The organism is Parasediminibacterium sp. HNIBRBA5674 (assembly GCF_056745525.1).
Genome location: NZ_JBQWIE010000019.1, coordinates 46,441 through 71,529, shown reverse-complemented (window position 1 = coordinate 71,529; position 25,089 = coordinate 46,441). Strand labels below are relative to the sequence as shown.

24 protein-coding genes are annotated in these 25,089 nt (G+C 37.3%); 11 read left to right on the top strand and 13 right to left on the bottom strand.

What is annotated here, in order from left to right; genetic code table 11:
* Window positions 1-407: 407 nt before the first annotated feature.
* The 3 genes from ACT9TX_RS10875 (at window position 408) to ACT9TX_RS10865 (ending at window position 2,895) form a co-directional block, all read left to right on the top strand.
* Window positions 408-1,133, top strand: coding sequence for a response regulator (locus tag ACT9TX_RS10875; protein WP_481338315.1), 726 nt, complete (start codon window positions 408-410; stop codon window positions 1,131-1,133).
* A gap of 87 nt (window positions 1,134-1,220) precedes the next feature.
* Complete coding sequence (pdeM, locus tag ACT9TX_RS10870) at window positions 1,221-1,901, top strand: ligase-associated DNA damage response endonuclease PdeM (protein ID WP_481338314.1); 681 nt, start codon at window positions 1,221-1,223, stop codon at window positions 1,899-1,901.
* A gap of 37 nt (window positions 1,902-1,938) precedes the next feature.
* On the top strand, window positions 1,939-2,895 hold the full coding sequence (locus ACT9TX_RS10865; RefSeq protein ID WP_481338313.1) for a histone deacetylase family protein: 957 nt from the start codon (window positions 1,939-1,941) through the stop codon (window positions 2,893-2,895).
* Between the two features lie 104 nt (window positions 2,896-2,999).
* Here ACT9TX_RS10865 and ACT9TX_RS10860 read toward each other — a convergent pair whose 3' ends face one another.
* Together ACT9TX_RS10860 and ACT9TX_RS10855 are read right to left on the bottom strand one after the other, a co-directional pair.
* Window positions 3,000-4,349 carry an OmpA family protein gene (locus tag ACT9TX_RS10860; protein ID WP_481338312.1) on the bottom strand — a complete coding sequence of 450 codons (1,350 nt, stop codon included), beginning with the start codon at window positions 4,347-4,349 and terminating at the stop codon, window positions 3,000-3,002.
* Window positions 4,350-4,396: 47 nt separating this feature from the next.
* On the bottom strand, window positions 4,397-4,846 hold the full coding sequence (locus ACT9TX_RS10855) for a septal ring lytic transglycosylase RlpA family protein (protein WP_481338311.1): 450 nt from the start codon (window positions 4,844-4,846) through the stop codon (window positions 4,397-4,399).
* Window positions 4,847-4,886: 40 nt separating this feature from the next.
* Here ACT9TX_RS10855 and ACT9TX_RS10850 point away from each other — a divergent pair, with 40 nt between their 5' ends.
* Complete coding sequence (locus tag ACT9TX_RS10850; protein WP_481338310.1) at window positions 4,887-5,618, top strand: M15 family metallopeptidase; 732 nt, start codon at window positions 4,887-4,889, stop codon at window positions 5,616-5,618.
* Between the two features lie 225 nt (window positions 5,619-5,843).
* On the opposite strand, the gene ACT9TX_RS10845 is transcribed toward ACT9TX_RS10850, so the two are convergent.
* From ACT9TX_RS10845 to ACT9TX_RS10805, 9 genes are all read right to left on the bottom strand, one after another.
* Window positions 5,844-6,143 carry a thiamine-binding protein gene (locus ACT9TX_RS10845; RefSeq protein WP_481338309.1) on the bottom strand — a complete coding sequence of 100 codons (300 nt, stop codon included), beginning with the start codon at window positions 6,141-6,143 and terminating at the stop codon, window positions 5,844-5,846.
* A 36-nt stretch (window positions 6,144-6,179) separates the two neighbouring features.
* The gene (locus tag ACT9TX_RS10840; RefSeq protein WP_481338308.1) at window positions 6,180-7,487 is read right to left on the bottom strand and encodes a chorismate synthase; all 1,308 of its coding nucleotides are present in this window, start codon (window positions 7,485-7,487) and stop codon (window positions 6,180-6,182) included.
* A 19-nt stretch (window positions 7,488-7,506) separates the two neighbouring features.
* Window positions 7,507-8,859 carry a 3-phosphoshikimate 1-carboxyvinyltransferase gene (gene aroA, locus ACT9TX_RS10835; protein WP_481338307.1) on the bottom strand — a complete coding sequence of 451 codons (1,353 nt, stop codon included), beginning with the start codon at window positions 8,857-8,859 and terminating at the stop codon, window positions 7,507-7,509.
* A 23-nt stretch (window positions 8,860-8,882) separates the two neighbouring features.
* Window positions 8,883-10,037, bottom strand: a complete 1,155-nt coding sequence (gene aroB, locus ACT9TX_RS10830) for a 3-dehydroquinate synthase (protein WP_481338306.1) — start codon at window positions 10,035-10,037, stop codon at window positions 8,883-8,885.
* 291 nt (window positions 10,038-10,328) lie between these two features.
* On the bottom strand, window positions 10,329-11,423 hold the full coding sequence (locus ACT9TX_RS10825) for a chorismate mutase (RefSeq protein ID WP_481338305.1): 1,095 nt from the start codon (window positions 11,421-11,423) through the stop codon (window positions 10,329-10,331).
* Between the two features lie 83 nt (window positions 11,424-11,506).
* On the bottom strand, window positions 11,507-13,210 hold the full coding sequence (locus tag ACT9TX_RS10820) for a DEAD/DEAH box helicase (RefSeq protein ID WP_481338304.1): 1,704 nt from the start codon (window positions 13,208-13,210) through the stop codon (window positions 11,507-11,509).
* Between the two features lie 167 nt (window positions 13,211-13,377).
* Window positions 13,378-14,283, bottom strand: a complete 906-nt coding sequence (locus ACT9TX_RS10815) for a prephenate dehydrogenase (RefSeq protein ID WP_481338303.1) — start codon at window positions 14,281-14,283, stop codon at window positions 13,378-13,380.
* A gap of 19 nt (window positions 14,284-14,302) precedes the next feature.
* Window positions 14,303-15,538 (bottom strand): pyridoxal phosphate-dependent aminotransferase, encoded by a 1,236-nt coding sequence (locus ACT9TX_RS10810; RefSeq protein ID WP_481338302.1) that lies wholly within the window; start codon window positions 15,536-15,538, stop codon window positions 14,303-14,305.
* Window positions 15,539-15,588: 50 nt separating this feature from the next.
* A complete protein-coding gene (locus ACT9TX_RS10805; protein WP_481338301.1) occupies window positions 15,589-16,419 on the bottom strand; it encodes a prephenate dehydratase in 831 nt (276 codons plus the stop codon).
* Between the two features lie 289 nt (window positions 16,420-16,708).
* On the opposite strand from ACT9TX_RS10805, the gene ACT9TX_RS10800 reads away from it, so the two are divergent.
* Window positions 16,709-16,891, top strand: coding sequence for a hypothetical protein (locus ACT9TX_RS10800; protein WP_481338300.1), 183 nt, complete (start codon window positions 16,709-16,711; stop codon window positions 16,889-16,891).
* A 169-nt stretch (window positions 16,892-17,060) separates the two neighbouring features.
* Window positions 17,061-18,572 carry a Do family serine endopeptidase gene (locus ACT9TX_RS10795; RefSeq protein WP_481338299.1) on the top strand — a complete coding sequence of 504 codons (1,512 nt, stop codon included), beginning with the start codon at window positions 17,061-17,063 and terminating at the stop codon, window positions 18,570-18,572.
* A gap of 144 nt (window positions 18,573-18,716) precedes the next feature.
* On the opposite strand, the gene metK is transcribed toward ACT9TX_RS10795, so the two are convergent.
* Both metK and ACT9TX_RS10785 read right to left on the bottom strand, forming a co-directional pair.
* A complete protein-coding gene (metK, locus tag ACT9TX_RS10790) occupies window positions 18,717-19,970 on the bottom strand; it encodes a methionine adenosyltransferase (RefSeq protein WP_481338298.1) in 1,254 nt (417 codons plus the stop codon).
* 51 nt (window positions 19,971-20,021) lie between these two features.
* Window positions 20,022-20,834 (bottom strand): glycogen/starch synthase, encoded by an 813-nt coding sequence (locus ACT9TX_RS10785; RefSeq protein ID WP_481338297.1) that lies wholly within the window; start codon window positions 20,832-20,834, stop codon window positions 20,022-20,024.
* Window positions 20,835-20,940: 106 nt separating this feature from the next.
* On the opposite strand from ACT9TX_RS10785, the gene panC reads away from it, so the two are divergent.
* The 5 genes from panC (at window position 20,941) to ACT9TX_RS10760 (ending at window position 25,039) form a co-directional block, all read left to right on the top strand.
* Window positions 20,941-21,798 carry a pantoate--beta-alanine ligase gene (gene panC, locus ACT9TX_RS10780; protein WP_481338296.1) on the top strand — a complete coding sequence of 286 codons (858 nt, stop codon included), beginning with the start codon at window positions 20,941-20,943 and terminating at the stop codon, window positions 21,796-21,798.
* 67 nt (window positions 21,799-21,865) lie between these two features.
* Window positions 21,866-22,210 carry an aspartate 1-decarboxylase gene (panD, locus tag ACT9TX_RS10775; protein ID WP_379013229.1) on the top strand — a complete coding sequence of 115 codons (345 nt, stop codon included), beginning with the start codon at window positions 21,866-21,868 and terminating at the stop codon, window positions 22,208-22,210.
* Window positions 22,211-22,260: 50 nt separating this feature from the next.
* Window positions 22,261-23,286, top strand: coding sequence for a lysylphosphatidylglycerol synthase transmembrane domain-containing protein (locus ACT9TX_RS10770; RefSeq protein WP_481338295.1), 1,026 nt, complete (start codon window positions 22,261-22,263; stop codon window positions 23,284-23,286).
* A 47-nt stretch (window positions 23,287-23,333) separates the two neighbouring features.
* Window positions 23,334-23,828 carry a D-glycero-beta-D-manno-heptose 1-phosphate adenylyltransferase gene (rfaE2, locus tag ACT9TX_RS10765; protein ID WP_481338294.1) on the top strand — a complete coding sequence of 165 codons (495 nt, stop codon included), beginning with the start codon at window positions 23,334-23,336 and terminating at the stop codon, window positions 23,826-23,828.
* A 17-nt stretch (window positions 23,829-23,845) separates the two neighbouring features.
* Window positions 23,846-25,039, top strand: a complete 1,194-nt coding sequence (locus ACT9TX_RS10760) for an anhydro-N-acetylmuramic acid kinase (protein ID WP_481338293.1) — start codon at window positions 23,846-23,848, stop codon at window positions 25,037-25,039.
* Window positions 25,040-25,089: the final 50 nt, after the last annotated feature.

Genomic DNA, 25,089 nt, shown 5'->3' with positions numbered 1-25,089 from the left:
TTTCCTCACCTGTCTATCGCCATGGGTTGGTTGTTCAGCGCCCTAGTTTTTTAAGTGCTTAAGGGTAGCACTATTGGTTAATGGCCATTAACTGCGTTGCGTAAATAAGTTGTACTTCCTTATTTATTTAACAATGTAAACATAAGTAGTTGTTTGTTTAAAAAAAATAGCCGTAGGTAGGTTTTTAGCAAACACTGTAAATGGTTATATATACTATTGTAAATCAAAACAAAAAGGTAGTAAAATTTTTAAAAACTAGCCACAGGGATAGTTTTTTGTTAAATAAGCTAATTTTAATTTGTATTTTACAAAGCAACTATTACATTGCAGCAATTTTTATATATGAGGTATCCTACTACAATAAAATTGCTATAACTTAACACCTACACACCCATAAAACAACTAGTATGATTACGATAGCCATAGCAGAAGACGATGTACCAAGTATGCGTGCTTTACAAAATGAAGTAGTTGCACTAGGCTATAAAATATTACTAACTGCACCAAACGGTAAAGATTTATTACAGCAGTTACAAAAACTAAAAGCTGATAAACTGCCTACTATACTATTGCTAGATATTAATATGCCATACATGAATGGCTTACTTGTAAGCACGTATTGTAGCTTTAAATACCCTAGTATTAAAATAATTGGCGTATCATCTCATACTAATGAACGGCTAATAAGAGAAGTATTAGCCGAAGGGGCTACTTGTTTTATTTCAAAGTATTTTTTAACGAAGGAATCGGTGGTTTATCAAACGTATCTCAAGCAAAGAAACATGATACAAGAAGCGATAGAAAATGCTTTAAAAGGCGAGAAAATGATAGATGAATTGATAGTAAATGAACCTAAAAAAATAGGTACTTCTATTTCTACTAAACAAGTAATTGCTGTTAATTACCATCACTTAAAACCAAAGCATATTGAATTTGCCATATTGAATGCTGCAGAATTATCGTTTAATGACATTGCGGGCTTAATGAATGTGAGTTACGCATCGGTTAAAGATTATTGCAAAACTATGTGTGCGCAATTTAATGTGGCAGACCGTCATGAGCTTACCATCAAGTGTATGCAGTTTGGCATTATTAAACTAGCAGTATATTATGATGATACAATGGCAGCATAAATTAATCTGCTTACTTCTACTTATCCTCTACTCACTTCTATTTACCCCATATAATACTACACATGCTATTATATTTGCTGCCAAACCATGCAGTTAGTTTCTCATATCATTTTTAATCAACAGTTTATTCTCTCGCCACAGCGTTGCCTTTTTTGGGAAGCAGAAAAAGCGCTGATAGTTAGCGATTTGCACATTGGCAAAACTGGGCATTTTCGTAAATATGGCATTGCTGTACCGCAAGATGTATTTAAAGAAGACATGCAGCGATTGCTAGACCAAATCACTTTTTTTAAGGCAGAACAATTGCTGGTAGTGGGTGACATGTTTCATAGCGAAGCGAATAAAGAATTGGATTTGTTTTTGCGCTGGCGCAATGATATTGCTTCACTGGATATCCATTTAATAAAAGGTAATCACGATATACTTAAAGCCGATTGGTATGCAAATGCGAATATCAAAATTCACCCAGAAGCATTGACGATTGGTAATGTCAGCTTTCAACACGACTTAGCTAAAAGTGACCAACAATCTGCAACTAGTAACTACATCATAAGCGGTCATATTCACCCCGGTGTTTTAATAAAAGGCATTAGCAAACAAAGTTTGCGTTTTCCTTGTTTCTACTTTGGTACACAGCATGCAGTGTTGCCAGCTTTTAGCCGATTTACAGGACTTGCTGCTGTTACACCCAAAAAAAGTGATAGTGTGTATGCAATAGTATCGCCGAATACCATCGTGCCCCTTGCCCCTAAAGGGGATAATATTTAGAAATGTTACCTATCTCTACTAAAGGGTAAAATATAATATGCATCAATTAAAACAAATAGATACGCTTAATAACTCCCCTTTAGGGGTCGGGGGCATCAAAATAGCTTTCAACAAAATTTATGCGCATCCTTTACCAGAAGGACATCGTTTTCCAATGCTTAAATATGAGCTAATACCTGCGCAGTTATTACATGAAGGCAGCATTACCGAAGCCAATTTATTTAGCCCCAACATTTGCGGCAGCGAAACCATTTTACTAACACATAATGCGGCTTATTTAAATAAACTAATGCAGCAAACGTTATCTGCATCAGAACAAAGAAAGATTGGTTTTCCACAGTCACCTATGCTTACAAAGCGTGAGTTAATGATTACCCAAGGCACCATTGATTGTTGCCATTATGCTTTTACCAATGGTGTGGCACTAAATGTAGCAGGTGGTACGCATCATGCTTTTGCAGATAGAGGCGAAGGGTTTTGCATGCTGAATGATATGGCAGTAGCAAGTAATTATTTACTTCATCATAAGCTGGTAAAGCAAATACTGATTATTGATTTAGATGTTCATCAAGGCAATGGTACTGCCAAGCTATTTGAAAATAATCCAGCCGTATTTACATTTAGTATGCATGGGCAGCATAACTACCCTTTTCATAAAGAAAAAAGCAATCTTGATGTAGGGCTTACTGATGGCTGTGATACTGATACTTATTTGGGTTTACTAGACAAACATTTGACAGCATTGATTGCAATTGTACAACCAGATTTTGCGTTTTACCTAAGCGGTGTAGATATTTTAGAGACAGATAAGTTTGGCAAACTAAAAGTAACTATTGATGGTTGCAGACAAAGAGATGCCTACGTATTTAACACCTTACACCAACATCAAATACCTGTAGTGGTAGCTATGGGTGGCGGTTATAGCCCTGATGTAAAAGTGATAGTAGAAGCCCATTGCAACACCTATCGTGAAGCTATAAATATCTACGGCTAAGTGCTTTTTCTTTAAATATTGATGTAATACCACTATCAATAAAAAAGTCCCAGTTGCATGGTGCAACTGAGACTTTTAGTTATAACATTTTATTGATTTACCTACTAATAGTAACGTAATTTCATTTCAACACGTCTGTTTAAGGCACGACCTTTTTCGGTTTTGTTATCTGCAACTGGTTTGCTAGAACCAAAGCCTTCAGAAGTTAATCTGCTAGCATCAATACCTTGTTTAATCATATAATCGTAAACGGCAGCAGCACGATTTTTACTTAAAGGAATATTAATTTTATCTGTACCAGTGCTACTTGTATGACCTTCAATATCTAATTTCAAAGCTGCATCTTCTTTTAGTATAGCCGCAACTTCATCAAGAGATTTGTATGATTTTTTAAGTAAAATAGCTTTGTTAATTGCAAAGAAAATATTCTGTGCGTTCTTAGTAACTTTCTTAACTATTTCTTCTTTAATTACAGGGCAACCTGCATTTTCTCTTACACCAGCAACTGTAGGGCATTTATCTTCTTCATCATTAACACCATCACCATCTGCATCTGGTATTGGGCAACCTTGGTAACGAGCAACACCAGCAACGGTAGGACATTTGTCATTCTCGTCGTTAATACCATCTTTATCAGTATCTGGTATTGGGCAGCCATTGTATTTAGCTAAACCAGCCACTGTAGGACATTTGTCATTCTCGTCGTTGATACCATCACCATCAGTATCTGGTACAGGACAACCATCGTACTTAACTGTACCTGCAACAGCAGGACATTTGTCTTTACTATCTACAATACCATCACCATCAGTATCTTTTTCAGCAACAACAACTGGTGCAGCAGGTGGTGCTACTATTGGTGCTGGCTTTTTATCTACCAATGGAGAGGCAAAAGTTAATGAGTAGTTTAAGTTTTCTTTACTGTTCTCAGAAATGTGATACTTATAAGTTGATTGCAAGAAAATGAATGATCCTTCACCTAATTTAAATTGCAAACCAAGACCACTAATACCGTTGGCCATGAAATAAGTACCTCTGTACATAGAAGTTCCTAAACCAGCAGTGATATAAGGAACCACAAAATAATTATCAGTTAATAGCTTGAAGTTTAAATGTGCATCAAGATCTAGTAAAAAATTACTGCTAGTACCAAAAGTTTTGCCTTTATAAGTGTACTCAGTAAAAGTGGCACCTAAAGTAGCCATGAAATCAATATTATTAGTTAAACCTTGGTAGTAACTAACATTTAGGCCAGGAGCCATTTCACTAACTTTAGCGTACGATTTATTTACTAAAACATCGCTTAAAGACTTTGAGTTGATTAAGCCAGCAGTTTTAAAATCTTTTAAATTAAAGCCAATGCCTAAAGTAGGTAATTTTTTTAGGTTAGTTGTTTGGCTAAATGTGGTAACAGCTATTGCTGCGGAAACAAATAGTAGAACGATTTTCTTCATAAACTTGTTTTTATAATTGGTGCGAAAATACAGGTGTAATTTGAATTTTAAGGATTTTGATATTTTTTTGTTAAAAAGGTAGTGGAATCTTCAGGCGCATCAATTTGCACTACTTGCACCTTAGTAATACCTGCTTCAATAAAATCTAATTTGACAGCCGCAAGCCTACTTACATCTATCACACGACCTCTTTTTGCCATTTTAGGATGCATTCTATCGTTAATTCTAACAGTTATACTTTCACCGTTGCTCATATTGGTTACTCTAACCCAAGTATTTAGCTTAAAACTGTTGCTAGCTGCTGTAAGTTTATTATTGTCATATCTTTCACCAGTTGATGTTTTAGTACCGTGTAAATTTTTGCTGTAAAAGCTAGCTTTTCCAGTAATTGGCTGGTATTTATCTAGGATATTTAGGTTAATAGTAGAGTCTAAATTTTGACTTTTTGCTGCACCTACGAATAAAAAGGCAGCTACTATCAGAAGAAATAATCTCATGTTGTTGTATATTAATGAACAAAAAATCTATTAGTACAATATGAAGCTACGATACATCATTACAATGCTAGCAAGTGCTTTTTTATTAGGTAGTAATAGAAGTGCAGCGCAATTAGCAAACACCTTGCCAAAAAATGAATTTGGATTAACCATCGTAAACAATACAGTTGATTTTAAGGCTTTAGTCACTCAAGATTCCTTAAAGCAAATGGTAGCCATTAATAAGTATGTAGCTAATGTAAAAACAAACTTTATATATGCTACCGCAAATAATTTTACGCACCAAGTTCTATATCATCAACCCAAAGCCTACCTACGTTTAGCTGCTGCAAAAGCCTTGCAGGCTGTAGCCAATAACTTGAAAACAAAAGGATTAGGCTTATTAATTTACGATGCTTACCGCCCTTATAGCGTTACTAAAACCATGTGGCAAATAGTGCCTGACGATAGATATGCAGCTAACCCTGCAAAAGGTAGCGGCCATAATAGAGGCATTGCGGTAGACCTCACTTTATACAATCTGCAAACAGGCCTGCCATTACCAATGCCTACCACATTTGATGATTTCACCGAGAAAGCCCATCACAATTACATGCAATTAGATAGTGTTGTTTTGGCAAATAGACAGTTACTAAAAACTACCATGGAACAACAAGGCTTTAAAGCACTTGATACAGAATGGTGGTATTATTACTTACCAAATGCTGCTTATTTCGAGCTTTTAGATATTCATTTTAAGCAAATGAAAAAGCTAGTTCGGCAAGCTTATTAAGTATTTTAAGAACTATCTGCGAATTAGAATCATGTCTTTGTTAACCAGCTGCATTACTACTATGATACTTCTGTTGTGTCACTCACTTGTACATTTTTATCGCTACTCAGCAATTTCAGGCACTTTTTGTAATATTAAATATCTAAGTTTTCTAAATAACGGATACTCATTGGATTTTTCCAATACTTTCTTCTATGTGCCTATTGTGTCTATGTGGTGATATTTTTATTTGAACTTCTCTGTTTTTTCATCGCCTGTAATATTGCCGTTACTACGAATTTGAATTTGGCAATTAGTTATCCATTCGCTGCAACCACGGCTGTACAAATATTCGTTTACATCGTGTATCACTTTAATTACATCGTCATATTTACCTTCAACTACCGTAGCAAAAGGGCCAACTTCGTGTTGTACGGTGGTAGACTTTTGTATAATGGCAATAGCCTCATCTACCCATTCATAAGGATGTTTATCAGTTACTACAGGTATAATTTGTATAGAAGCGTTGATGATGAAACTGTGCATGATGAATTTGGGATTTGAAATTTGAAATTTTTAGCACTACAAAGTAATCACGTCAGTTACTGCATCTACGTTAATCACACCGTAGACATGCGGAAAAAGCATATCCACGTCACTTGCTTGCTCGTATTTTAAATCATGCACCAGTTTCGCAGGATCAATTACCAATTTTACAAGATTAGTTTGCCCAGCAAAAAAACGCTCTAATGTGCCAGCAACTTGCGCATCTGTACTGCAATGAATAAAGCCCTCACTATCTAATGATGCCGCTTCATAGTTGCCAGTTGCTTGTGCTTGCGCCCAAGACTCATTTGTAGTTATATGGTATATTAATTCCCCTTTAGGGGCTAGGGGCGCCAACACTCTTGGAATTCTATTTTCTAGCATCATGCTGTCAACCAAAACAATGGCTGTGCAAGCTTCTACAATAACCGGTGCTCTTAACGCTACACATAAATCGTGGCGACCTTTAATGGAAAAGTCTTCCATTTGCCCTGTTTCCCAGTTAAGGCTATGTTGCACTTTTGGTGTAGATGATGTTGGTTTAATGGCCAATCTAAATACCAAATCGTTGCCATTGCTAATGCCACCAACAATACCACCAGCATGGTTAGTAGTGGTTTTGCCAGTCATGTCTTCAATCACATCATTATGTTCTGTACCAAACATGGCTGCTGCTGCAAAGCCGCTACCAAATTCAATACCTTTTACCGCAGGAATAGCAAACATCATGTGTGCCAACGTAGACTCTAACGAATCAAAATAAGGTTCACCCAAGCCAACAGGCAAGCCTTTTACCACACACTCTACAATACCACCAACCGAGTCTTTAGCATCAATGGCTTTTTGTAAACCTTGTTCAATATCTTTTAATCCGCCAACTTCTGTTAAGGTTGCGGTTACTGTAATATGCTGCAATAATTTTTTGGCAATAGCGCCAGCCGCTACTAAACCTGTAGTCAATCTTGCGCTAAAATGTCCACCACCTCTATAATCTTCATTACCGCCAAACTTTTCATGCGCTGTAAAATCAGCATGGCCTGGCCTAGGAAAGCTTCTTTGTTTTTGATAATCCTCGCTACGTGTATTGTTGTTTTCAAACAAAATAGTGATAGGAAAACCAGTGGTTTTACCATTAAATACACCGCTTTTAAAAAAAGGATAATCCGCTTCTTGCCTTGGTGTGGTGCCTTTGCCTTTACCACCTTTTCGGCGCTCTAAATCTGGCAATAAATCCTCGGCAGATAAATGCAAACCAGCAGGGCAGCCATCAATATTAATGCCTACACTTTCGCCATGGCTTTCGCCAAAAATGCTTACCCTAAATATGCGTCCAAATGAATTCATAGTTCAACTTTAAAAAAAGCTATGCAACAGATACAATTGCTCCTAGTTTTTCAATATGCTTGTAAAAGTCTGGATAAGATTTATTAATAGCTTCAGCTTCATCAATCACCACCTCACTAGCAGCTCTTAAGCCAGCAGTAGCACAAGCCATTGCAATACGATGGTCGTGACGTGAATGTACATGCGCACCCTTCAAACCCTTACCACCATTAATAATCATTAGGTCGTCTTGCAAAATAATTTCCAAGCCCATTTTACCAAACTCATCTTGCAACGTAATACCTCTATCACTTTCTTTATGAGCTAAACGACTAACGCCTTCAATCACCGTTTTGCCTTCGCAATAAGCAGCCAAAGCTACCAATGGTGGAAATAAATCTGGGCAATCTGTTGCGTTAAAATGAAAGGCTTTAAGTACGCCCCCAGCCCCTAAAGGGGGATGAGCAACATCTATTTCATAGTCTCTAATTGATAATAAACAACCACAATCATGAAGTGCCTCCAATATTTTTTTATCTGCTTGAGTAGAAAATACGTCCAAACCTTTTACGGTAATATCACCAGCAATAGCACCTGCAACTAACAAAAATGCTGCGCCGCTCCAATCACCTTCTACTGTGTAATTGATGGTAGCCCCCCCGCCCCCCAAAAGGGGGATATTAGAATTATGGAAAACGAATTCTTCGTAATTCTTATTTTCTGGAACATTCATTTTGAACGCTTCCATTACTTTTAACGTAAGGTCTACGTAGGGTTTGCTTTTTAAATCTTTTACAGTTATTGTTACTGTGTCTTCAGCCCTTCCTTTGGAAGGGTTTGGGAAGGCTGCTGCGTAAGCAAACAATAAACCAGTTAAAAATTGAGAACTTAAACTACCGTCAACTGTAATGTTTTGTGGTTGTAGTGGCCCTTGAATTTGCAAGGGTAATTTTCCATTTTTAGAAGTAATTTTCACACCAACTTGTGGTAGCACTTCATCAAAGAAATCCATTGGTCTAGTCAATAAGCTGCCTTTACCATTGATGGTAATTTGCTCACTTGATAATGCTGCAACAGGTGTAAACATTCTAATACCTAAGCCACTTTCGCCACAGTTTACTACAGCCCCCCCAAGCCCCCCCAAAGGGTGGGTTGAAGAACCTGCTACGCCTTTAGAATTAACCACCATTGCATCGTTGATAAATTCAACGGTAGCACCTAAATCTTGAATCATTTTTATAGCCGCTTGGTCATCGTTGGATGTGCCAGGGTTTTGTATAATAGACTTACCTACATGCAGCAAAGCCGCAGCGCAAGCCCTTTGCATAGAGCTTTTAGATGCAGGTGCTGTAATAGCGCCAGTTAATGTAGATGGTTGTATGGTTGCAATCATGCCCCTAACCCCTAAAGGGGAATTTAAAATTGTTGAATAATAGTTTCTATGTCAGATAATGGTAGTGGCTTAATAACACCTTTACCAATTTTCTCTAACAGAATATAATTAATGGTCGATTTTTCTCTTTTCTTATCCATCTTTAATACTTCGATGGCTTGTGTTTTGTCAAAATCCATTTGCGTAGGTAAGCCATATTTTGCCAATACTTCTACCACTGCATCGGTTTGTTTAAACTTAAGTAACTGTTTAGAAATAATACCAGCATATACCATACCAATTGCCACAGCTTGCCCATGGTATAATTCGTATTGATTCTCCAAAGCATGACCTAAAGTGTGGCCGTAGTTTAAAAGCTTTCTATCGCCTTGCTCAAACTCATCTTGCTGAACAACTTTGGTTTTTAGCTTGGCATTGCGTTCTACTAATTTGGCTAATAATTCTTTATTTTTTTGAAACTTAGCCAAGGTATTTTCTTTCAATAGCTTAAACATGGGTGCATCTTTTATGCAAGCATGTTTAATTATTTCTGCAAAACCATTGCTCCAATCTGCCTGTGGCAAAGTCTTCAATAAACTCACATCGTACAATAAAAACTTAGGCTGACGAATGATGCCTACCATGTTTTTATAAATACCTACATCAATACCATTTTTACCACCAATACTTGCATCTACCATTGCTAGCAATGTGGTAGGTACAAAACCAAAGGCAATACCACGCATGTAAATACTAGCTACATAGCCTGTCATATCGGTAATAACACCACCACCTATGCCTATTAAAGTTGATTTTCTATCAGCTTGTAAGGTGATTAATTGATTGATGATACCATCTATTGTAGCTTGATTTTTATGCTTTTCACCTGCTGGAATAACAATGGTTTTGAAGCCTTTGAACTTAGCAGCATGTAAAGCATTGATATTTTCATCTGTAATGATGATGGCATGTGCAGGATCGACTATTTCTTTTAACTGCTTGATAGAAGCATTGAAATAATAATCAACAGATGCGGTAGTAAATTTGAAAGTTTGCTTGCCCCTAACCCCTGAAGGGGGATGCGGTTTACCCTTTTCCTGCTGCGGTTTACCTATTTTCTGTTGCGTTTTTATGATTTTCGCATCCGGTTTACCCGTTTTCGGTAGCGTTTCTATGATTTTTGGCTGCGGTTTAATCATTTTCGGTAGCGGTTTATCCGTTTTAGGTAGCGTTTTTATGATTTTCTACTGCGGTTTGGTCATTTTCGGATGCGGTTCAACCATTTTCGAGTGCGGTTTTGGCCTTCCTGCTGCGGTTTTACGCTTTCGGGTGCGTTTTTACACTTCCTGCATGGTAAATAGCTAATAAAAGGGCTAAACATACAAGTGTGCGACGCAACGATGCCAAATTGAAAAACAGAACGCTGGTTACCCAAAAAGAAAAGAAAGACCTATAAGGTTTTTGAAACCTTATAGGTCTAAATATAGTGACTATGAATTCATAATCTTGTTCTGATGGTTGATGCTTTCCATGTGTACGGCATCGAAGTATTTGGTAACGAACTCGTTGCTTAATCCTAGTTTTTCACCTTGTTTGAAAGCACGTTCTAAGATTTCGTTCCAACGATTGGTTTGTAAAATGGTAATATTATTGTCTTTTTTGTATTGACCAATTTTTTCTGCCACTTTAATGCGAGCACTTAAAATTTGCATCAATTCATCATCTAATTGATTAATTTGCTGACGCAATTTTTCTAAGTTAGCGTGTAACTCTTCAGAATTTACATCCTCAGTGCGCCATTTAATGCTGCTAATCATTTCGCCTAAACGTGCTGGCGTAACTTGTTGTTTCGCATCGCTCCAAGCAGTATCTGGGTCAATATGACTTTCGATAATTAAACCATCAAAATCTAAATCGATCGCTTTTTGTGCAACATCCATCAAAGTATCACGACGGCCACAAATATGTGATGGATCGTTGATCATCATTAACTGTGGATTACGACGCTTCATTTCAATAGCCAAATGCCACATTGGTGCGTTGCGATATTCGGTATTGCCATAGCTACTAAAGCCACGGTGAATTAACCCAATTTGTTGAATGCCAGCTTTTGCAACACGCTCAACAGCACCTAACCATAGTTCTAAATCTGGGTTCAAAGGGTTTTTAATTAATACCGGCACATCTACACCACGCAATGCGTCCGCAATTTCTTGCACACTAAAAGGGTTAACAGTTGTACGAGCACCTAACCATAGAATATCTACACCAAAATGTAGTGCATCTTCTACTTGCTTTGCAGTGGCGACTTCTACAGCCACTGGCAAGCCTGTTGCTTTTTTAGCAGCTTGTAACCAAGGTAAACCTTTGGTACCAATACCTTCAAAACTTCCAGGACGTGTACGTGGCTTCCAAATACCTGCACGTAATACATCTACTTTTCCAGTTGCAGCTAGTTGTGTGGCGGTTGCCATTACTTGCTCTTCTGTTTCAGCGCTGCATGGGCCGCTAATAATTAACGGACGTTTGTTCCACGCTGCTTGTGTAACCTCTTTCATTGTTGGGGCTGCAATTGTTGCTTCCATTTTTGTTGTTTTGTTCCTTGTAAAGACGACACCGTTTGGTCTAGAGCATTACAGGATGTGATTGTTATACGACTACCAACAGACTATCTGCTATTAGCATCGTTCATTCTAATTCTTCTGCCTTTATAATTTTTACCATCTAAAGAACGAATCATTTGTTGTGCAGCACCATGTTCAACCTCTACCCAACTATTCATATCTTTCATATCAATTTTACCAAGCACTTCTTTCTTCAAATCGCTCATATCTAGTACAAACTGCAAAAAGCTAGCTTTGTAAAAACCATCTTTAGTACCAAGGTTTACAAACAAACGGGCATAGTTACCACCGCCTGAAGCTTCTCTTCTTTCACCACCAAATTCACGGCCACGAGGCTCTCTGCGTTCTATTGCTCTGCCACGGCCTTGATCCATACCTCTATCATTACCAAATTCACGACCACGAGGTTGTCTTGAACCTTCACGAATATTTAAGTCTTCAGCATTCTCGTAATATTTCAAGAAACGATCAAACTCAACAGCAGCCATACGTTTTAAGATTTCTTCTTTGCTTACATCAGCAAATTTTTCCATCAACATTGGCATATAAGTATCGTAATCACCATGTGAAATGTCAGTTTCTAAAATCTTATCCATAACACCGTAAAACTGCTTGCGACAAACATCTTTACCGCTAGGAATTTCAACTTTTAATACTGGTGTTTGAATTAAACGCTCAATAGATTTTAGCTTAAACACCTCACGTGCATGAACAATACTCATACAAATACCAGTATTACCAGCACGACCAGTACGACCACTACGGTGAGTGTACACCTCAATATCATCTGGCAACTCGTAGTTAATTACGTGTGTAATACCTTGTACATCAATACCTCTTGCTGCCACATCTGTAGCAATTAATAATTGCAAAGTTTTATCACGAAACTCGCCCATTACTTTATCACGCTGTGCTTGGGTTAAATCGCCATGCAAAGCATCAATATCGTAACCTTCACGGGTTAATTTCTCGGTAATTTGCTGCGCATCAGCTTTAGTACGGGTAAATATGATACCATAAATACCAGGATTAAAGTCAATTAAACGCTTTAAAGTCTCATAACGGTGCTGCGCTGATGTAACGTAGTACTGATGATCGATACTTTTATTACCACTATTTACTTTACCTACAGTTACTTCAAAAGGCTCGGTCATGTACTTTTTGCTCACCTTTCTAATTTCTGGAGGCATAGTTGCACTAAATAACCAGGTACTTTCTCTTTTTGGTGTGTTTTGTAAAATGAATTCAATATCATCTTTAAAACCCATATTCAGCATCTCATCTGCCTCATCAAGCACCACATATTTTATTTGCTCTAAATTAATAGCCTTACGTTCTATTAAATCTATTAAACGACCGGGTGTAGCAACAACAATTTGAACACCACGTTTTAAATCACGAATTTGTAGCCCAATACTTGCACCACCATACACCGCAACCACAGAAACACCTTTTAAATGTTTCTTAAAACCCTCCATTTCTTTCACAATTTGCACACACAATTCACGTGTAGGGCAAACAATTAACGCTTGAGGGTAACGTTCTTCTGCATCAATAATATTTAATAACGGCAAGCCAAAAGCTGCTGTTTTTCCGGTACCGGTTTGCGCCAAACCAATAAAGTCTTTAGTGCCTGAAAGCAATACTGGTATTGCTTTTTCTTGGATTTCGGTTGGGTTCACATACCCCAACTCAGATGTCGCCTGCACTATCCTAGCGTCTAAACCCAACTCTTCAAAAGTCATCATGTATTTTTTAAATTTGCGGCAAAGGTAACTAATATAGGTCGTTTAGCCTTTGTTAGTTTGTCTGAACTAGGATTTCGTAAGATTTTATTGATTTTCAGGATACTTTATTTTTCTGTAAAAAATCTGTTTTAATCCATCAAAATCTGTGTTATCCGTGTTGACATACCTTACTTCAAAATTCTATTTATCTTATTTGCATTATTCATCAACTCTTCTAAAAACTCTAAATTCTCTTTTTCTAATGCACTTTTAAACTTGCGTAACTGTGTGATGTGTTCGTTCAGTACATCCAAAACATTATCACGGTTTTGCATAAAAATAGGTGCCCACATACTAGCACTACTTTTTGCCAAACGAACCGTACTTTCAAAACCACCGCCTGCAAGGGCAAAAATGGCATCGTCTTCTTTTTCTTTTTCAAGCACTGTATTAGCCAAAGCAAAAGAGGTAATATGAGAAATATGGCTTACGTAAGCTGCATGCATATCATGTGCTGCTGCATCCATATAAATCATATTCATGCCTAATGTTTTGTAAATGGTTTCTATGGCATCAACTATGTCTTTGTCGCTCTTTTCTTTTTCGCAAATAACACAAGCTCTGCCTTTAAATGCATCTCTTACAGCCGCTTCAGGGCCACTATATTCAGTACCCCACATTGGGTGCGTAGCTACAAAACGATGACGCATCGGATGATTTTGCAACGCTTCACACAAGGCTAATTTTGTAGAACCTGCATCTGCTACAAACTGCTTTTCAGTGATATTATCCATAATGGTTTGCATTACAGAAATAGTAGTATCTACAGGTATGGCTACATAAATAAAATCACTTTTTTTAATAGCTTGTAGCAATGGTAGTGCCTCGTCAATAATGCCTAATTCAATAGCACGTTTGGCACTTTTTTCGGTACGACTAACACCAATAATATGTTTAGCAAATCCTTTATCTCGCAATGCTAATGCAAATGAGCCGCTGATTAAACCCACACCAACGATGGTGACAGTGGCCCCCCCGCCCCCCAAAGGGGGGATGGAAGAAGAAATACTTTCTAGAATTATATTCTCACTCATAATAATAAAATTTGGATTTCTAAAGCCCCACCTTTGGAGGGGTTGGGGCGGCTATTCTTTTAATCGCTTCGTCAAATTTTTCAACACTACCACACAAACTCACTCTAATGTAACTATTACCTGCTGAGCCGAAAATGCCACCTGGCGTTATAAATACATTTGAGTTATACAACACTTCATCGCTTAATGCATAGCCATCTTTGTAAGCAGCAGGAATTTTTGCCCAAACAAACATGCCTACTTGATTTTTTGAATAGATGCAACCTAATAAATCTAACAACTCAAACACTTTAATCCTTCGCTCTTGGTAAATAGCATTTGCACCATCGTACCAATCTTTACCAAGACTTAACGCTTTCGCTGCTGCTAATTGTACCGGCAAAAACATACCGCTATCCATATTACTTTTAAAACGCAACACCTCATCAATTCTATCTTTTGCAGCTACTAGCATACCAACACGCCAGCCAGCCATATTTTGACTTTTACTTAATGAATTCAATTCAATAACAACATCTTTTGCGCCTTCAAGGCTTAGCAAACTCATAGGTGTATCATTCAAAATAAAACTGTAAGGGTTATCATGAATGATTAAAATATTGTGTTGTTTAGCAAAAGCAATCAGCTTGTTAAGCACAGTCACGTCTTGTAGCTGTCCTGTAGGCATGTGCGGATAATTGACAAACAATAACTTCACTTTACTCAAATCTTGACTTTCAAGTTGTGCAAAATCGGGTTGCCAATTATTTGCCTCGGTCAAATCATAATCAATAGAAACACCTCCAGCCAACTTTACAGCACTGCGATAGGTTGGGTAACCAGGATTAGGCACCAAAGCAATATCGCCTTCGTTAAGATATGTCATGCAGATGTGCATGATGCCTTCTTTACTACCAATTAGTGGCAGCACTTCTGTGTCAGCATTTACCGAAACACCGTACCAAGTCGCGTACCAATCTACAATAGCTTTACGCAAAATAGGCGAGCCTTTATAGTTTTGATAAGCATGTGTATTTGGCTTGGCAGCTTCTTCTTGTAATACCTTCACCACATCAGGATGCGGTGGCAAATCAGGGCTACCAATACCTAAATTGATAATATTTTTACCTTGCTTATTTAGTTCGTCTATTTCTCTTAATTTTTGAGAGAAATAATATTCACCAATACCTTCTAGCCTGCGAGCCACAATAGCCCCCCCACCCCCCAAAGGGGGGATTTCTAAAGTCGTTTTCTTCAATTCATTTCCTTGATTCATAACATTAAGTTTTATGTTTTAAGCCCCACCTTTGGAGGGGTTTGGGGCGGCTACTGATTACCATTTTTATACACCCCAAAAACAGTAATTTTTTCAGTTAGGGTTTGCATTTTATCAATAGCATTTTCAAATTGCTGTGCATTAGTAAATTCTAAATCAGCATGAAAACTGTATTTAAAATTGGTGCCAGCAATAGGCATACTTTGTAGTTTACTCAGGTTAATGTCTTCATCTGCAATAATGCTTAGTACCTTTGCCAGACTACCTTTAGTATGATTGGTTTCGAAATTGATAGATGCTTTATTAGCACCTGCAATTTCACCTACTTCCTCTACACGATTTAGTATTAAAAAACGTGTGTAGTTACTCTTTTGTGTGTGAATATTTGGCGCTGCAATTTCAAGCTGAAATAAATCTGCGGCAAGCTTGCTAGCCACTGCGGCAATATGCTTGCTTTTGCGCTGATGCACATGTTTAGCACTTAAAGCGGTGTCATCGGTTTCTACTAATTTCCAATTAAACTTATCTAAATATTCCATGCATTGCTGTATGGCCATATGGTGTGAATGTACCTCATGAATATCCTCGAGCTTAACACCAGGATTTACTAATAAATGTTGCTTAATAGGCAAATACACTTCACCTACAATTTTAAGCTTACTATTGTTTTGCAGCAAAGTATAGTTTGGCAAAATGCTGCCGGCGATAGAATTTTCAATTGCCATAACGCCTGCATCGCCTAGTTTTTTGTTAGACGCTATTTTTACCACTTCTCTAAAAGTAGCACAAGGAATAACGTTGACATCTTTGCCAAAATATTGCTGTGCAGCCACTTGGTGAAAACTGCCTTCGTACCCCTGTATTGAAACTGATAATGCCATAGCATAAAAAAATCCCAACCTATTAGGCCGGGATTGTATTTTTAATTTGTTAATGTTCGTTTTTGTTACGCTTTTACAAATACTACCCGGCTACTTTTGGTAAAGTAGAAATAAAAGAAAAAGTAGTATTGAGTATTTGCTATTAGTGCTTTCATTGCGATGCCAAAAGTAGCAGTAATTATTTATCTACCAAATATTTTTTAGAAACGCTAGAAGTTTTTTAAAGATACTAGCTTTTGATTGGAATTATTTTAAAAAAGCTAATCAAGGCTCGCTATTGCTACACTTTATGCAGCTACATTTAATTAAGGCTAAAGCCGAAGAAAGTATAGACGCTGAAGACTTTACCCCCGATTGCAATGGAAAGCCCGCAGCGCAAGATGCTTCCTTTCGTCAGCACAAGCTTGCAATGCAAAGCGGGACGAATGATGATGGAACGATAGATGCTTGGGTACAAATTATTTACCTGTAATATTGGTGACAATTTTGCAAAGACTTGCTACATTGCAATGTCATAAAATCATTTATCAGCAAAACATTTGTTAAATGGGATTATTAACAAACTGACTATTAAACAGGTTTGTTTATTTGCAATCGAAAAGGCATCAAATTTGATTTTCAACTTAAAAAAACAGAGCAAAATGAACTTTAAAAACATCTTAGCAATTGTTGCTATTAGTACAACAACCGCTGTTGCAAGCGTTTGGGGCTATGGTAAATTTGTGCAAAGCCAATACGCAGGTGTACAAGAGCCGGGTAAAGTACCTGTTAATTATGCAGGTTTTTTTGGCAACAACAATAACCCTGCAGGTGCTGTAGATTTTACCGCAGCGGCTACATCTGCTACACCAGCTGTAGTGCACATTAAAACTAAAACAAAAGCCAAACAAGTAAGTAACAACCAACGTCAACGTAACCCTTTTGGTGACATGTTTGGTGGTGATATGTTTGACGATTTCTTTGGTGGCCCAAGAACGCAAACCATACCTGAACAAAGAGCTAGTGGTAGTGGTGTGATTATTAGTGAAGATGGCTACATAGTAACCAATAACCACGTGGTTGATGGTGCAGATGAAATTAACATCACCCTAACCAATAAGAAATCTTACAAAGCAACATTAGTTGGTACTGACCCAAGTAGTGACTTAGCTGTATTAAAAATTGATGGCAAAGGCTTACCATACATTGTGTACGGTAATAGCGATGATGCAAAACTTGGTCAGTGGGTGCTTGCAATAGGCTATCCATTAAGTCTTGACGTAACTGTAACTGCAGGTATTATTAGTGCTAAAGCTAGAAGTATTGATATTAATAGCCGTCAAAGCAAAACACCAATTGAGAGCTTTATACAAACCGATGCGGCTGTAAACCCAGGTAACAGTGGTGGTGCATTAATAAACACTAATGGTGAATTGATTGGTATTAACTCTGCTATTGCATCGCAAAGCGGTTCGTACATCGGTTACTCTTATGCAATACCTGTAAATATTGTAAAGAAAATAGTGAATGACATTGTGAAATTTGGTACCGTACAACGTGCATTTTTGGGTATTTCTTATCCTCAAGAAAGTCTTAGCGAAGAAGAAAAAGCTAAACTAGGTATTAAAGATGGTGATGGTGTGTACGTATCAGATGTACCAGAAGGTGGTGCTGCAAAAGCAGCTGGCATAAAAAAAGGCGACTACATTACTAAAGTAAACGGTGTAGCTGTAACAACCGGCCCTGAAATGGTAGAACAAGTGGCTCGCTACAAACCATCTGATAAAATTACATTGACTTACAAACGTGATGGTAAAGAAAACACAGTAAGCCTTACACTTAAAAACAAAGCTGGTAATACTGACATTGTAAAAATTGAAAGTGTTACCGATAAATTAGGCGCAGACTTAGAAAACTTAGATAAGAAAATTGCTGCTGCAAATGATATTGCTGGTGGTGTTTTGGTAAAGAAATTGAAAGAAGAAGGTTTGTTGAAGAAAACTAAAATGCAAGATGGCTTTGTAATTACTTCGGTAAATGGTGTAGAAGTAAAAAACATAGACGAGTTAAAAGCAGCATTATCTAAAGCTGGTTCTGGTACTGTAAGATTGTTAGGTATTTATCCGGGGTTTCAAGGTACTTATGCTTACCCTTTAAATCTTGGTGAAGAATAAATTAAATCAGATTATAAAATAACTAAATAGGCTATCTCAAATTCTGAGATAGCCCATTTAGTTTTAAAGTACCATGATAAGTAATTCGCAAAAAAGGGTGCAACTTCTTATGAGTTACACCCTTTTAGTATCATTTGTAAAGCATTATTTTATTTTAAATGCTTTTTTTACTTTTTCTACGTGGTCTAGTTTTTCCCAAGTAAACAATTCAACTTTTACTTTTAAGGTTTTACCAGAAGGTTCTTTAAACTCTTTAGTAACCACTTCATTTTTACGACCCATGTGGCCATAAGCAGCAGTTTCGCTGTAAATCGGGTTACGTAATTTTAGGCGTTGCTCAATAAAGTAAGGACGCATATCGAAGATAGCTTCTACTTTTTTAGCAATTTCACCATCTGTTAATTTTACTTTAGCAGTGCCATAAGTATTTACGTTGATAGATGTAGGTTGAGCCACACCAATAGCGTAAGAAACCTGTACCAATACTTCATCGCAAAGGCCAGCAGCAACTAGGTTTTTAGCAATGTGACGTGTTGCATAAGCAGCACTTCTATCTACTTTACTAGGGTCTTTACCGCTAAATGCACCACCACCGTGTGCACCTTTACCACCGTAAGTATCTACAATAATTTTACGACCTGTTAAGCCTGTATCGCCATGAGGACCACCAATAACAAACTTACCAGTTGGGTTAATGTGGTACTTAATTTTATCGCTAAATAAATGCTTGTACTGAGGGTATTTTTTCATTACTCTAGGAATCAAAATTTCTTTCATATCCTTAGTAATCTTAGCCAACATTTTTGCTTCGCTATCAAAGTCATCGTGCTGCGTAGAAATAACAATCGCATCTATTCTAATAGGCTTATTGTTATCATCGTACTCAAGGGTTACTTGGCTTTTAGCATCAGGGCGCAAATATTTAATAGCCTTGTTTTCTCTACGTAAAGCTGCTAATTCTATCAACAATGTATGTGCTAAATCTAGCGCCAAAGGCATATAGTTAGCTGTTTCGTTGGTAGCATAACCAAACATCATACCTTGGTCACCAGCACCTTGTTCTTCTTTCTTCTTTTTATCTACACCTTGGTTAATATCAGCACTTTGTTCGTGAATAGCGCTTAAAATACCGCAGCTATTAGCTTCAAACATGTATTCGCTTTTGGTGTAACCAATTTTACGAATAACGCCACGTGCAATTTCTTGCACATCAAGGTAGCTTTTACTTTTAACCTCACCAGCCAATATTACCTGACCAGTAGTTACCAATGTTTCGCAAGCCACTTTTGATTGTGGATCGAACGCTAAAAAATTATCAATCAACGCATCAGATATCTGATCTGCAACCTTGTCTGGATGTCCCTCAGATACACTTTCGGAAGTAAATAAATAAGGCATGAAAATGTAATTTTTAAAAATTATGATGGCAAATATAATGCTTGAACTATGTTATAATGATAGACTTTCGTACAAATCCATGTACTCAGATAAATCTGTATCTAAACCTTTAAACGATACTATTTTTTTACCCTTGGCTTTACCAAATTCGGTGATTAATTTAGGGTTTACATCTTCTGAACCAAATGTAATGGCATCAGCATGTGTAGCGCCAACTCTATAAAGTGCAGTATTATCAAGTTCTTTTGCAGTATCTAAATCTTTCTCTTTAATATTCGCATTAATTAATGCTTTCTTTATAAAATCTGGACTTAGTTTTTCTTCAAATGTATTTTCAGCTATGGTAAATACTATTTTGCTATTACCAAATACGGGCTCACGTTTGTAAGCTGTTTTTATGTATGCAGGTACCAAGCTACTCATCCAACCGCTACAATGTACCACATCTGGTGCCCAGCCAAATTTCTTTACCGTTTCTAAAGCACCTTTACAAAAGAAAATAGTTCTCAAGCCATTATCATCAAACCATTCTTCATTTTCATCATGAAAAATTTGCTTGCGCTTGAAGAAATCTTCGTTTTCTAAAAAATAAACCTGCAATCTTGCATTAGGCAAAGAAGCAACTTTAATTTGTAATGGATAATCATCATTGTCAACAGAAACATTGATACCAGAAAGTCTCACAACCTCGTGCAACCTATGCCTGCGTTCGTTAATAACACCAAATCTAGGCATAATGCAACGCACCTCTAGGCCAGTATCGTTACTCTTTATAGCCAGTCGATTGACCATCCCAGCAAATTCTGTCAACTCTAAATATGGTGACATCTCTGTGGCTATGAATAAAATTCTTTTCTTTGACATTGATAAGACCTTTTTTAATATTAGCCGAAAAACAAGTTTGCAAAAGTAAAGGAAATACTGCGAAAATTGGTGGTAACGCAAACTTCACCCAAATACGACAAAAAAAATGATACTTTTTAAATCTATAAATGCGTTACAAAAATATCTCAAGCAGCAAAAAAACAGTCAGCTTTCTGTCGGTTTTGTACCCACAATGGGCGCTTTACACCAAGGGCATTTATCGCTCATTGGCATAAGCAAGGCAAAATGCGATATTACTGTTTGCAGTATATTTGTCAATCCGACACAATTCAACGACAGTAAGGATTTTGAGAAATATCCCATCACTATAGAAAATGATATTCGCTTGCTAGAACAAGCACAATGCGATATATTATTTCTGCCTTCGGCAAATGAAATATACCCAAATGGCACGGCACTAAGTACACACTATCAACTTGGCTTTCTCGAAACCATTTTAGAAGGTAAATTCAGACCCAATCATTTTCAAGGCGTTTGTCAAGTAGTGCATAAATTATTAGATATTGTGGCACCACACGTGTTGTTTTTAGGGCAAAAAGACTATCAGCAGTGCATGGTAATACAGCAAATGATTGCATTAACGGGTATAAAAACGCAGCTAATTATTGGTGCTACTTTACGAGAAAGTTCTGGCTTAGCCATGAGCAGCCGCAATATGCGATTGAGTGATGAAGACAAACACAAAGCCACAACCATTTACCAATCGCTACAATATATTAAGCAAAATTTTAACCATCGATTATCAAGTGAGCTAACGGCAACAGTAACTGAAAAATTGCTACAAAGTGGGTTTGACTCGGTAGATTACGTGACCATTTGCAATGCCGACAACCTTGAACAAATTAAAGAAATAAGCAACGATACCCCAAAAGTGGCCTTGATTGCTGCTTTTTTAAATGGTGTGAGATTGATAGATAATTTACTGTTAAATGAACCTGAATAGAGTTATAAAAAACATTCGCGTAATTCGAAAAAAAGCAAGTTAGTACTATCCTATTTTTGCACCCATTATGCAGATACAAGTATTAAAATCAAAGATTCATAGAGCCACCATTACTGAAGCTAACCTTAACTACGTAGGTAGCCTAACCATAGATGAAAATTTAATGGAAGCAGCTAACCTTATTGAAAATGAAAAGATTCAGGTAGTGAATGTAAACAATGGTGAGCGCATAGAAACTTACATCATAAAAGGCAAGCGTGGTAGTGGTGTTATTTGCCTAAATGGCCCTGCTGCACGTAAAGGTGCTGTAGGTGATGTAATTGTTATTATTTCATACGCACTAATGGATTTTGAAGCTGCTAAAACCTTTAAGCCTTGGGTTATTTTTCCTAAAGAAGGAAATAAGTTATAGTTACAAATGGGTTTAGTAAATTGCAAACCATCTTAAACTGGTGGCACTGAATGAAAAAGAAAATAACTAATGCACTAAAGTATAGCGTATTTCTAGGTATTGGGGTTTTTCTTGTGTGGTGGAGCTTGCAGCAAATACCGCATGATAAATGGGATGAGTTTAAACTATCGCTACGTACCGCCAAGTTTGCACTGCTTATTCCTGTATTTATTATACTAAGCAGCAGCCATGTTTTGCGTAGCATTCGCTGGAAAATTTTAATGCAGCCAATGGGCTACAAACCATCTACGGTAAATGTATTCTTTGCAGTAATGATTGGCTACCTTACTAACCTTGCAATACCACGTTTGGGCGAAGTGATTAGATGCACTTTATTAACCCGTTACGAAAAAATTCCCACAGAAAAATTAGTAGGCACCATAGTAGTTGAACGTGCATTTGATGTTATCTGCCTCATGCTATTTTTTGTAATAGCTTTTGCTACACAATACGAAGTAGTGGGTGAATATGGCAGAGAATTACTGATGGTTATTTTCACCAACAAAACTGGTAGCATTTCTATTACCAAAGTAGCAATAGTTGTTATTATTCTTGTCGCCATTATTATTGCTATCAAAGTTTGGTTCAATCAATTTGCGCATCTTAAAATAGTAATTGCTTTAAAAAAGATTTTAAAAGGCGTGGTAGAAGGCCTTGCAAGCATAAAAAACCTACAGCAAAAAGGCAAGTTTTTATGGTGCACCGCAGGCATTTGGATATTGTATGTAGTGGGTACTTGGGTAGGTTTACAAGCCACACAAGGTACTGAACACTTAGGCATTGCGGTTGCAATTTCAGGTTTAGCGTTTGCAAGTTTAGGCATGATTGCAACGCCTGGTGGTATTGGTGCATACGCTTTATTTTTAGCCAAAGTGCTAGAAAAAAATGATGTTCCTTATCCTATTGGCTACGCAAATGGCACGCTACAGTGGTTTGCACAGTTTTTAATTGTAGTGCTAGTAGGGTTTGTATGCCTTGGTTTATTGCCTTGGTATAATAAGAAGAAGCCCCTAGCCCCTGAAGGGGAATTAAAATAGTAATCGCAAATCATTCCTCATCATTACAATCATTCAATCAGCGATACATGAAACAAACTGAAGCCATTGGCAAAAAAATATACACACTACCAGAACTAGTAGCGGTAGTAAAAGGCTGGAAAACAACAGGCAAAACCATTGCTTTTTCTAATGGCTGCTTCGATATTTTACACGCAGGCCATATCTCTTCACTATCTGAAGCGGCTAGAGAAGGCGATAGGTTAATAATTGGTGTAAATAGCGATGCCAGTACCAAACGCCTAAAAGGTGAAGAAAGACCGATTAATAATGAGCATAGCCGTGCTTTATTATTGGCAAGTTTGGCTATTGTAGATGCTGTGGTAATTTTTGAAGAAGACACCCCATTAGAATTGATTTCGGCGCTTTTACCAGATGTGATTGTAAAAGGTGGTGACTATACCATAGACCAAATTGTAGGTGCTAAAGAAGTAATAGCCAATGGCGGCAGGGTGGTTATTAATAAAATTGTGGACGGCTTTTCTACCACAGGTATTATTGCCAAGATTAGAACTTTAGGTTAGTTCATCATCCCAACACAATGAACCCTAACATTGCCTCACTCTATCAAATAGCCAATAAACCTGAGCGTTTAATTATTGGCTTAATGAGCGGTACATCACTCGATGGCCTCGATGTGGCTTTGTGCAAATGTGTAGGTAGTGGTCATAATACGCAGCTATCTATTGTTGCCTTTGAAACAGTGCCTTATACAAATGACTTTAAAGCTGAGGTAAAAACCATTTTCTCTAAAAAGACGGTTGACCTAGAAAAGCTTTGCTTACTTAACGAATATATTGGTGTATTGCATGGGCAAATGGTAAATACTTGCTTGGCTAAATGGGGGTATCAAAACCATCAAATTGATGCTATTGCAAGCCACGGGCAAACTATTTATCATGCACCAAAAAGTCTACATGGGTTAGCCAATTATAGCAATGGCACTTTACAAATTGGTGATGGTGATCATTTGGCTGTAACCACTGGTATTATTACCCTTAGCGATTTTAGACAAAAGCATATTGCTGCCGGTGGCGAAGGTGCACCGCTTGCTTTATACGGTGATTATTTATTGTTTAGTAAAGCCGGTGAAGACAGAATATTGCCGAACATTGGTGGCATTAGTAATGCTACTTTTTTACCAGGTAGTTTAGATGCCAATAAAATAATTAGCACCGATATTGGGCCAGGCAACACCATGATGGATGCTTATGTACAAGCACACTTTGAGGGTAAATATTTTGATGCAGATGCAGCCATTGCTAAGCAAGGCAATGTGAATAGCGCATTATTACAAGCATTAGAAAATCATTCTTTTTTTATCAGTAGTTTTCCTAAAACCACAGGGCCAGAATTATTTAATCTTGATTACTTAAATACAGCCATGCAGCAAGCCAATGTTGCCAATCTGACCCATGCAGATGTAATAGCTACGCTTAATTATTTTACTGCAAATGCTATTGTAGTAGCTATTCAACAACTTGCAACACCGCAAGAACCTATCACAATATTTGTAAGTGGTGGTGGTATGCATAATCCTTTATTGTTACAAAATATTCAATCGCAATTACCACACATTACTATCAGTACTACACAAGTAATTGGTATTCATCCAGATGCTAAAGAAGCGGTTCTGTTTGCTTTATTGGCAAACGAAAACTTATGTGGCGGCAATACTTTTTATGGCAATAACACACCAAGTGTAAGCATGGGTAAAATCAGCTTTCCTAGATAATATTTGTCTCGCAGAAACCGCAGATTACGCGGAAAAATTTACAGCCTGTT